Genomic DNA, 11968 nt, shown 5'->3' with positions numbered 1-11968 from the left:
AAAGAGTCCATATATGGACTCTTTGCTATACGTGTTTTCCTAAACTATGGCTGTATATTCTCTAATATGAGAAGTTGAGATCCAGTAATCTACTAACATCGTAAGCGATACCGATTGATCTTTTGTAAGACTAATACCTAGCTCAAACTGATGCTGCAACCCACGGCGACTGAAGTTAGCAGATCCTAGATAGCCTTTTTCTTCATCAGAAAGAAGTACTTTTGCGTGGAACACAAGACCTTTCTCGTCTGGATCAACAGGATGGAAAATTCGGATTTGCTCGGTTGATCCAAATACACGCTTCAGGTATTCAAATGCCCGCTCATTTTCTGAGTTGCTGCATTCACCGACTATCCAGTCCACCCTTACATCTTGCCTTGTTTCAAATAAAGCTTTTAAACTAACTGACAAATGCTCCATCCCCGCAACTGAATAGTAAGGTGCTATAAAAATAAGCCGTTTCGAAGTCCTTTGGATAAGGTGTAGGATCCAGGAATTAAGATATTGAAAACGATCCGCAATACGAGGTGATAGCTCAACAGACGAAGGAGGAGGAGTCCAAAGTATTTTTTCGCTCGTCTGTAAGTACCTTTCTGCCGAAATCACATCGGTAATAGCATATGCGACTTCAAAGAACCGTTGCATTTCAATCTCCTTCAAAACCTGGTATATCCCATTAGTCACTGACAAGTATCCCTTTTCTACCAATATACGAAACAAGCTAATTATGATACTTTCATTAAGAGCCTTTCGATTAAAATGGGTCCACTCTTTAAGTGTGAACCCTTCCTGTTTTGTTCCTACGTATCTGAATATTCCTGCCCATTCTATTAAAAAACTTCGTAGTTCATACCGATAAACCAATTGAAGTAACGAGTCAATGACGATCACATCCCCATTCTTGAAGCTTTTCGTCTAAAAGGGGCGAGAAATATCCAATAATTCGCTCACTTGAATTATATTCAGGATCAACACCATCGATCAGCAGGTTTCTGCTCAAACCATGGTTGAAATATGTACAAGAAAACTTCAAATACATACAGGCGTGACAAGCACCGCTATGATCATGACATACGGGATCATAGAGGCATGTATTCATTTTCTCATACAACCCTCGAATCCAACGTGACAAATCATTATCAAACGCAGCTGTGAGTGCTCCCATTCCTCCACCTTCCAGTTTCGTCACATATATTGCCGTTGCTAAAGAGGAAGGAAATAAGTATTCCGATAAACTGTCAATATCTAAACCTAAAATAGATTTGCCTGCCTGAAAAAGACCATGTGTAAACGAATGAAGTAAACGGAATGTCATTATAGTAGATAACATCTGTGAATCATCGAGATAATCGGTTGGTTTTAGTTGCGCTAAATCCTCTTGATTGACCGCTGAAAACTTACACAAATCATAGATGTATGCATGGGCCGATTGTATCGTTACAGTAAATTGCGGTTCATTCACCCATTTGTTGAGAACGAGCCAAGCAAGTACTCGTCTGCTGTCCATCTTAAAAACAACAGCTTCATTTTCATTTCTTAATACAGGAATAACAATTTTTTCACGGTCTTTAACACGCTGACGGAATGGATTCAAGATTGCCTTCCTACGATCAAATGATTTACGAGTAAATCCCATGGCCATCATCAATACGGGGAAATTTTCAACCAAGGCTGCTGTTTCCATGCCATAGTTTTCTAAGTCTTGTTTTGCCTCAAGATATGTAGTTTCACTAACGATATCGTTTGATTCATGTGCTTCCATGATTCTGTCATTTATTAATACAGCATCACTTTCAAGCCAAGTATAAATAAATTCGTGAAGCGAACGGTCTTCTTCTATTCGCTCAATCGGAATTTGACCTCCAAATAACCTCTCAACTTCTTTCACAACAACATCATCATGGGAATCAAGTGGGATGTTTTGTTGCTTTGCCATTTCCAGCAACATTTTTTTTTGTACCTCATTTGCACCAGCCAAAAGTTTTAATAATTGATTATCTTTTTTTTCAAAATTGGAGGCATACGACTCACGATTTATTGACGGAATACCAAGTAGAGCACCGATCTGATAATAGGCAAAGTATTCATGTTCTTTCCTGTTTTGCATGAGATCCTGGTTGAGATTAACAAAAGAACGTAACGCAGGATAATAAATATCACCCTCTGATAAATGAATTCCCCCCATAAAATTACTTTTCATCGATTTTGCTATTGGCAACCTACTATTACGAGAACCTAAACTACCTATATGGCGTTTCTTTTTGTAGTGATACCATGTTGAAGTCGCGAAACTTCGTGTATCATGCATTGAAATGCCATCATATCTCGCTTTCCAAGCTTTAGTATCCGGGTTAGACGGCACCTGAAGTGGTTGTATATCACCATTATTATGAATCAGAGCATAAGGGAACTGCCTCAGTTTACCTTTAGAGCAAAACTGGCAAATTAAACGTGTGTTTTCACGCTGGGCTTGCCTTAGGTCATTGTAAGGATGGACATTCTTGCAATGCGTACAATAAAAAACAAGTGGAAACACATCAAAATGTACTTCTTCGATTTCAGCAAAATAGTACATATGATCTTGTCTTGGATAAATATCTACATTTAATTCATCATTTATTGCCCACTTGCCCACAAAATCCTTAACAATGTTTAACAGAAGGTCTGTATTACCTGGCAATTCACGTAAAGTCAAATTATTAACTTGAAACCAAGTTCCCTTTTCAGAAAATACCGCCCCCGGGAGGTATTTAAACAAGACTTGGCTTCGTCCTCTTATCAAATCCGCCATTAATTATCATGCCTCCTTTAGAACAAATCAGAAACACCTAACACACGTGCTGTCTCTCTTCCACTATTTAGTGGAATACCCGCTTCAATATCCCGGAAGCTAGTAATAGGATTAAGTACATCCTCATCTTTAAGTTTTCCGCTTGCGCCATTGAGCCTATTTTCCAATTCATAAAAATAAGTACTAATGAACCGTTCTGCCTTCTCGATAGCAGTTAGTGGAAAAACTGTACGGTCAGTACCGATTATTATTCGCTGCAACTGCTCAATAATTTCAAGTTGAATTGCTCGACCATTTGCGTTCTTTTTCGCAATGTAACTACGGTACTCGGGTGCACTAAAAATGGTTTTAGAATGATTTTGCGAATGAAGATTAAACAGTAGTCCTGCCAAAATACCCGGCATGGACCGCTGAATAGCTTTGATCGACATCCGGTTTATCGGCACCGGATCAACCAAGCGTTCCATAAACATATGATTTTGATTAAAAAATTGATACTGAGACCGTTCTCTCAAATCATTTGGACGGAAACTAACAAATACAAGTCCTGCATGCGAACGAGATGAACGGCTACTTGCTTGGATATACTCTGCTTGTTTTGAAGGCATACCTGCCATAAAAAAAGCATTAATTCGATCTAGATCAACACCATGACTTATGAGGCTTGTTGCAATTAAGGCATGAAGTTTCTTCCGGTAATCTGATATAGAATGTACGACGCCTTCGGATTCTATACGATCAATGACCTCAACGATTTTGCCCATTTCGTTTTCTCCGAGAAGAATCTCAATATCCAAATCGAATTCTTGCCCCAATTCCTGCATTAATCCTGGCCTTATCGTCTCCAAAATTCGTCGTCGAATATCATGTGCCATGGTTTTTTGATTTACATAAACAACTGATAGATCATACTGAGCGAGTAAAGTTAGAAAGCTCGTATCATCTTTGATGCTCTGAAAACCAAAGGAAGACCAAACGGTCGATGCCTGTTCATAGAGACGATAAATCTCTTTCTGATATAAATACAACGCTCGCCCAATAACCTCATCTTGCGATTTGGAATGCGATAATACCCCCATGTATAAACGTCTTTCAATGTGGGGAGTGCTTGTAGCATAAAAAGATTCGCCTTTCTTGTAGCCCATAGATGGATACTTTCGTGGCTTACGTAGATACAAGTGTTTAATATGGTGTTCGTACGATTCAATAGTAGCCGTTGCCGCAACAATTTTAGGAATATGAAAGGATTTACGACCAAGGCTACGAGCTAACTCATTTAGCACTCCCTCATAATGTCCATTTAATACACCTAGTTCTTCTTTAAGAAGATGAAGCTCGTCCTGGATAAGGAACGACGGGATGGGATCATAGAAGGAAGCTTGTGCTTCCTGTGTTGCTACTTTATCTGCCGTCGCAACATTTTCATTACAAGAATTGAACTCATCATAACGCCCTACAATACAACTGTCGGAATAAAAACCATGTTTGCTACATATACCTCCGATCTGCCCAAATAAATGAGAGAACTCACGATATCGCCCGAGGATTGCCAGTTTATCGACCGTACCACAAATGACACTTGGAATAAAACGATATACTTCTGAATCCGTGATGTAGAGCGGTAAAACGCCATGTAAAGTTGGACTTTGAAAAACAAAACAGTCGGCATTGGTACAACGGTGAAGTATTCGCCATTGATGTTCATCAAAATCAAAATTTACTTTCCCGTCACAATACGGACATCGGTGAAGTATCATAGTTTTTTGTTTGATAGCTTCTGACGAAAGTATGCTTTTCTTCAGTTTATCCGTGACAAAGTTAGGAGTATTCCCAGATCCCGCAAAATAACCAATTGAGAAAGGGGTTGCCTTTCCTCTACATTCTGGAGTCATCTCTCGTACTTCTTCTGCATAAACAATAATTTTTGCTAAACGATCGAGCTGATTCTTCGATAACATTCGAAGCGGAAACCGAACCCATGCTGAACATCCTCGCTTTTTTCCGCGAAGTCTATCAAAGAACAAACCAGTTACAATAAGTCCTAAATAAGCCTCTGTTTTACCGCCCCCTGTCGGAAACCACAAAACATCCGCATATTGCGCCGATTCTATAATTTCATCATAATATGGATCTGTTTCAAGCACTTCTCGAGTGAAAAGACTTGGTAATAGCCGTACAATAAAAATAATCTGAAAAAGACGCCATGAGTTATACTTGCCTTTACCTGCATTGAGAAATACACGATTCATAAGGTTAAAGGCATGCAGTAACCTCTTGTCTCTGTTTTGCGAAAGAACGTACAGCCCCAACTCAAATGAGCGGATCTCCGCTTCAAACTCGTCGCACTCAAGCTGACATTGTTCTCGTTCGGATTCATTTTGTAGGGGCTGCTCACTGTCCCCCATCTGATTAATGTAAGTTTTCCAGCCTGTTAAATATGACTGCATAGCAGTTAATATATCAGTTAGTTTTGGCACTGTTGAATCCGGATTCATTAGATCTTCAAAGTATGCTTTTAGCTCCTCTTTTGTACGATAAAGCGGCTGAAAAAAATCTGGAACAGCTTCTGACTCGAATAGGATATCTTGATCTTCCTTCCTTGACAGGCCTACACAATTAATGCCCTTAACCGAATACCTCTTATCATACTTATAATCCCGAGGTGCGCCATCAAAATCATAAGCCTTATGAAGTCCTGAATTACACTGTACCTTCAGGGATACGTCAAAAAACTCCAACGGGTGCCCAGTCGGCTTTTCTTTTAACTCATTATTAGGAACGTACGTTTTGTTTATAATGGAAACGACAACACGATAAACCCGCTCCCCATCAAAATCCCTATACGGGCGGACCTCCACGTTAATTTTTGCATCCCACCGTGGTAGATTTATATGAGGACTCTTAATCTTCGCCAGACTTGCTTCGTATGATTCATTATTGCTAGGGCGGGTTTCCAAAGGGACCGCACCCGTTTTTTCAATGGATTGTTGCGTAACAGAGAATAGATTCTGCCATTGCGACATATCATCCACCGCTTGTTGAATGAACGGTTGAATACTCTCTTCCCAACTCTGCGATCCCCCCTCCACATCAATACTTATTTGAAAGGGCTCAACAGTGATTGGAAATGCTCTGTATTTTTCAAACAACGTTACACCTTTATCAGCTATTTCAAGTGCGGCTAATTCCTCGACTGCTTCCTCTTCAGTTGTTGCTAATTTGTTTACATCGAGTTCACTAAGTTGATCTGGTTCTCTTTCCTCGGACTCATCATCTGCCAAATCAATTGATTCTTCATTTTCAGTCTCTACCGGTTCAATCATTGAAGAGACATTTTGCCTGGCTTCCAAAACAGAAAAAAAAGCATCCTGTTCAGAAAAAGTTGGTATTAAACGAGGATAAAGTTTAAATGTAGCACCAATTAATAGATTTATCTTACCCTCTTCATCTGGACGCACTAAAAATTCAAGGCCTAGGTTACAATTTTTAGCCAAACTTCGATATTGAGGTTGTGGATCACTCTCGCCTTTCTGATTAACCTGACTAGAGAACGATTCATAATCGGGAAAAAGAACTCCTGAAAAAAAACGTCGTGTAGGAGCAGAGCCAAGAACAACGTCCTCTCCCCTACCAAGCATGCCGTTTTTAATCACTTGCTTCATATGCTTCACAAATATAACTTCATCGTTTGGATGAATCTTTTTACTCAAAACCAATCAGTCCTTTCTTAATTAGTTTTACAGCCATTTGCTCTGTGATAGCTTTTTCGATATAAGTACTTGGTACGTGGTAATCCTTCTCAGACTCAACTTTAAGAATTTCTACAAGTTCAATTGAAGCCATGATATCATCAAGCGGCAGTTTAATATCTTTCCCGACTTCGACCCACTCTGATGCATAATCCGTCGCGGCTTGCGCTGCTATATCAGATATGACTACACCAAGCACTTGACCTAACTGGATATGAATATTCCATAGTCGACGCATTGCTTTATAGATTGTTTTCCATTTCTCTAAATACCCTTGTTCCCCAATTATTTTTGCTACTGCACGTACATTTGCTGCATTTTTCACAGATGAAACATCACCATTAATCCAGTTTGCGATAGTATAAGTCGTCTCGACGTTGCCTCCATGTTCCTGGATAGCCTTCCGGATGCTTTCATAAGTGTGCTTTTTAAAATTATGGGGCTTATGAAAGTGATTCCAGAGCAAGTTAAGCATGTCACGCCACTCTGCTACATTAAATTCAATCCACTTCATGATCATCGTGTTCGAGGATAATTTTAGAATCGTTTCGAATAATTCACGGCGCTGGTTTTTTTTAAGGATGATCCATGAATCACCAGGTTTTGCAGCGAGAGGACTCATACTTTCTAAAGTGCTTTTTTTTACTATTTTCAATGGAACTTCAGACGGAACAAACCATACCAGCTGATTATCGTTTTGGTGAGAAGTTTTTCCTGTTATTTTCACGCATATGATCCGGTCACCAACAACTGTGTCTTCAATGTGCATATCGCTTAAAATAGGAATAACACTGTTATCGTCGTCCTCATCAATTTCCTGTTCTTCTTGCTCTCCCAACATTCCAAGTAACATTTCATCTTCGAACAACGTATCGATCGATGTAAATGATTCAGATGCCACAAAGTCACTAGCATTCATCGGTTTCACATTAATCGTTCTCACAAAAACATTTGTTCTTTTTGTTGGTAACGGCCTTAAAGAAGTCAGGTCTACTTTGGGGATGCTCAACAAACTATGAATGAGATCCTCAATGTAGCCATTATTTTGTCCGAAAGCTTTATTTATTTGATATCGATACAAATTGATCTCATGCTCATATGAAATGCAAGAGACTTTACTTTTTGCATGTATAAAGAAAGCCCCAATGTATTTCAGTTTCCATGGACTCAGTAAAACGACATGGTCGGGTGCTTTATTATCTTCCAAGTAGATCTCTTTCAATTGGTTCTTTGCCCATTGATCTTGAGTGATGACGGAAATGTATTCTGCTTCCTTTGCCGTCCACTTCGTTTGCATTCGAATCCATAATTTTAACTCTTGGGCTGCAAAGTTGTTTGCCACGACAACAGTCACCTGTTCGTTCCGAATTGTATGTAGTAACCGCAGTAGAGCTTCCCCTTTGGGAGTTCTGGGATGACCATACAACAATTCGTACAATGCTACGATGTCACGGACAAGTTGTGGAAGTATATGAGCGATTAGTTTCCGATCTGCTTCTTCCTCTGAAGTAACTTTGAGTGTTGCTTTCACGATATCTAAAAGCTTTGACTTTCCATTTATCTCGCGTACTTGTTCATAAATTTCAAGAGGCACCGGCAGACTTAGCATATCATTAACTAGGCTTTTGAGTTTTCGGAAAACCGGATGCTGCTGGCCATCCTTATGTCGGGTAATCGATAAAGACTCATCAATTTCCTTAACCAATTCCTCAAGTGCGTTAACACCTTTGAGCAGGTAAACATCAATGCTATCTTTCAGTTGAATATACGATTGCGATGCCGATAAACTCCAAGATGCCGTGACAGGATTAAGTTCGATTTGATCTCTCAACTGAAAAACTTGTCGCAGATAGTCGACTCCGTATGAATCAATCGGTATGACAAGATCCATGTGTTTTTTTATACTTTGGTACACTCCATCATCAAAAAGCGGAGCTATCACAATAATATGAGGTGCAAATTTTTTTGCCCATTCTAGAAGCTCTGCAATCCGTTTTCGATGACGTAAAGGTTGTACATCGACGATAATAACTTGCGGTAACATATCGAGTTGTTCTGGTAATTGGCGGCGAACTGCCCTAAAAAGCGAAATCCAAGGAAGCGATCCATCATTCTTTTGTACATGCTTAGTATCTTTAGAAAAAGTGAACTTTTTAAAGCGGTTTGCTTTCACTTCGTAAGTATTGATGTACTGCCACAGTTGATTACTCTGAATACTCGTTCGGCCAATGTGTGAATAAAGTTCGATATTATCACTAATGATTAAAATTCCGGTTCCGGGTGGAAATTTCGCGCTGAGTTCTGGAGAAATCTTTTCTGCCAAATGTTGCAAAATGAGATGGTATGACAACATGAGTGGAAAGCTATACGAAAATGGTGGGGTTAAAAAGGCAAGGTTACATTTATGGCTTGTTTTCTTTGACTTCAAAAATGCCTTTAATGAAAGAGACAACAGAATATTATCCAAATCTGATGTTTGTACTTTTGCTGTTGTGGTGCCTTCCTCATCATTTTCAAAGGTTGTAAGAGTTTCAACTAAACAAAAAAGGTCATGATTCAACATGCCTCTTCCAAGATCTTTATAGGAAAAATCATTCACAAAGTCAAGGAGTCCAGGTAGCGTGAGATCTTGGAGGCTATCCGAAATCAAAAGTCTATCAGGTCTAATAGCATTCAGAATGTTTGCAGTGTTAAGTGATTTACTCATAGCAGTCCCTCTAATCAAATTTATTAAGGACTAAGGATCAGTACAATAGTAACAATTCGCCATCATTAAACATATTCCTTCATTATCCAGTATTTTATTATCCTCCAACCCTGTGGTTTCCAAATACCAAAAAAAAAGGAAACGGATGCGTTTACCTGCAGCAACAGTCTTACGGAGGTCCTCACCAACATGATCATTGTTCTGTTTTCGCAATTAGCTGTTTCGGAATCTATCTTTTTGACCATGGAACGAAAGCAATCCCCTAGAAAATAAGTGGTACATGGTATGAGGCCTGTTTCATATTCTACTCTTGTTCGCTACGGAGTAGCCCTGTTCGAGTTCAACACCAATTAAACTACTAAAACAACATAGAACTGCGCTGGACTGATCTCGTCACGACTTCTCTTTTACGATGATCACGAACGTTCTTCCAGTCTATTCACTTTTTTGCTCGCTGTAATAGAGAAAAGGTTAACCCAAGGTAGAACTGGACATCAGCTATTACCTTAATAATTTTTATAACATCCAATTCCTTAGAACCATAGTCTTGAGTCAATAATACTATAAGCGGCTATAATTCCCCATATTAATAATCACTTATGCTAGTTATAGCATCTGGAGTTACAGAGAAAGCACTTACAGTCAAATCAACCTCAAGTCGGGTTCCCGTCACTTCCTTGAGGCTTATAGGTTCTGGCTTCTCGCCACAGCAAAAACTCTGACCTTATGCAGTCAGAGCTTTTGTTTTATCGTTTGCCCAGACGCTACTATTTAATCCCTAATGACGGTGTTGGATTCGGAACTGATACCGGAATCCAACATATCCCCATCAATCCTTCCCCGATATTAACAATATCGTTCGTCCCCCTGAAACAACGGCCGCGGTTATTTCCTTCGCGTTACCCCCCATTCAACCCCCGCACAACCTCCAAAGGAACCTTCAGCGCCCGCTCCTCCGTCAGCAGGCCGTTGACTTCCTGCTGGACGTCGGTAATTTGCGTGTAGCAGTAGCCTACGATGTAGCCGGTTTGCTTTACCGCCCGGTGGATGTCCTGTAGCCGCTTCACGAACGAATCGACGGAAGCTTCCTGATTGCCGTATCCCCATCCGATTTCGTTCTTCAGGGCGACGCCGCCGAATTCGCTCAGGATGATCGGTTGGCCGCCGTAGCGGTAGCCGTCGGCATAAGCGTATTTCCTGTTATTAAAGGCGATCTCATTATTTACGATGCGGTCTTTATCCCTGTAGCGCTCCAGAAATTCTGCGCCGCTCTCTACATAATCGTGAAGTGTTAGAATGTCCGACACCGTATGCTCCCAGCCGTCGTTAGACACGACTAGCCGGGTAGGATCGAAGGCTTTCGTCAGATGGTAGATGGACTCCGTGAACGCCTGCTGCCTTCGATCTGTGGCAATATTCATAATGCCCCACGATTCGTTGAACGGCACCCAGGTAATGATGCTGGGATGGTTGTAATACTGGCGCACAACCTCCATCCACTCGGATGTGAAATTTTGAACGGCATCGTCGTTGAACTCGAAGGTCGCCGCCATCTCCGACCATACGAGCACGCCCTTCACGTCGCACCAGTAGAGAAATCTCGCATCCTCGACTTTCATATGCTTCCGAACGCCGTTGTAGCCCATCTCCAGAATCGCGTCGATATCGCGAAGGATCGCTTCTTCCGACGGGGGAGTCAGATGGCTCTCCGGCCAGTAGCCTTGGTCCAGCAGCAGCCGCTGATAGATTGGTTCGTTGTTCAGCAGCACTTGTCCGTTCCTTGTCGAGATCTTCCTCATCCCGAAATAGGAATAAACATGATCCAGCTTCTCGTCCCCGCGGTACAGAATAAATTCGACATCGTACAGATTCGGACTCTCGGGCGTCCAGTAGCACATCTTCCAAGGTCCGTTCATCTCGTGCAGGAGGTCGACCTCGAGCTGAAGCCATGCGCGGTCGATAGCCAGACTGACGCGCTTCACCTGATGGCCTTTCAGACTAATAATCGTCTCCAGTCGAAGGTCGCTGCCGGACAGGTCGCCCTCCACATGATAGTCCAGCTTCACTGTCCGCTTATCGATATCCGGCGTCATCTTCACCTGTTCGAGACGGATCGGGCTCACGTACTCCAGCCAGACGGTCTGCCAGATTCCGGTCGTCTGGACGTAGAAGCATTCGAAGCTATCCCGAACCCAGCGCTGCTTCCCGCGCGGCTGGGCGGCATTCATGCTGTCTTCGGCCTTGACCGTCACGCTGTTGCTCTCGCCATAGACGATATAGGGCGTGATGTCGAAGGAAAAAGCCGAATAACCGCCTTGATGCCGGCCGACGAAGCGGCCGTTCACCCACACCTTCGCCACGTAATCGACGGCCTGAAAGTGAAGAATCGTTCGCTTGCCCGATTCGGCTGCGGGAATATCGATCGTGCGCCGGTACCAGATATGGGCATGATGCTCCTCTTCGCCTATCCCGCTTGCCTTTGTCTCGTAGGTGAACGGAACGGCGATCTTGCGATCGCCGCCGAACCGCTCCGCCCATCCGTTCTGCTCACCGACATCCTGATCGTCGAATCCGAAGCTCCACTCTCCGTTCAGGTTGGTCCATTCCGTGCGGACGAATTGCGGTCTCGGATAATCCTTGATATACATTTTAGTCGTCATACGGATTCCCCTGCTCCTTTTAACTTGATGCCATAATGTAACTCGCTCGCTTCCACCCGGA

General features: G+C 41.9%; 5 protein-coding genes. All 5 read right to left on the bottom strand.

Annotation, left to right across the window (positions count from 1 at the left end):
- Positions 1–39: 39 nt before the first annotated feature.
- The 5 genes from ACFO3S_RS26520 to ACFO3S_RS26500 all read right to left on the bottom strand — a co-directional run bounded on the left by ACFO3S_RS26520 (position 40) and on the right by ACFO3S_RS26500 (position 11907).
- Positions 40–660, bottom strand: a complete 621-nt coding sequence (locus ACFO3S_RS26520; RefSeq protein ID WP_378102411.1) for a phospholipase D-like domain-containing protein — start codon at positions 658–660, stop codon at positions 40–42.
- Positions 661–877: 217 nt separating this feature from the next.
- Entirely contained in the window at positions 878–2791 is a 1914-nt protein-coding gene (locus ACFO3S_RS26515) for a hypothetical protein (RefSeq protein ID WP_378102408.1), read from the bottom strand.
- A 17-nt stretch (positions 2792–2808) separates the two neighbouring features.
- Positions 2809–6501 (bottom strand): helicase-related protein, encoded by a 3693-nt coding sequence (locus tag ACFO3S_RS26510; RefSeq protein WP_378102405.1) that lies wholly within the window; start codon positions 6499–6501, stop codon positions 2809–2811.
- A complete protein-coding gene (locus ACFO3S_RS26505; RefSeq protein WP_378102403.1) occupies positions 6494–9247 on the bottom strand; it encodes a DrmE family protein in 2754 nt (917 codons plus the stop codon). Before ACFO3S_RS26505 ends, ACFO3S_RS26510 begins: the two co-directional genes overlap by 8 nt.
- Before the next feature lie 899 nt (positions 9248–10146).
- Positions 10147–11907, bottom strand: coding sequence for a glycoside hydrolase family 2 protein (locus tag ACFO3S_RS26500; protein WP_378102400.1), 1761 nt, complete (start codon positions 11905–11907; stop codon positions 10147–10149).
- Positions 11908–11968: the final 61 nt, after the last annotated feature.

The sequence above is a fragment of the Cohnella hongkongensis genome, from assembly GCF_042654645.1.
Classification (GTDB): domain Bacteria; phylum Bacillota; class Bacilli; order Paenibacillales; family Paenibacillaceae; genus Cohnella; species Cohnella hongkongensis.
This window is presented reverse-complemented; position numbering and strand designations above follow the sequence as displayed.

Bases quoted from the DNA above. Each gene is read 5' to 3' on its own strand.
- ACFO3S_RS26515 (WP_378102408.1), bottom strand. From the start codon at position 2,791: ATGGCGGATTTGATAAGAGGACGAAGCCAAGTCTTGTTTAAATACCTC.
- ACFO3S_RS26500 (WP_378102400.1), bottom strand. From the start codon at position 11,907: ATGACGACTAAAATGTATATCAAGGATTATCCGAGACCGCAATTCGTC.
- ACFO3S_RS26505 (WP_378102403.1), bottom strand. From the start codon at position 9,247: ATGAGTAAATCACTTAACACTGCAAACATTCTGAATGCTATTAGACCT.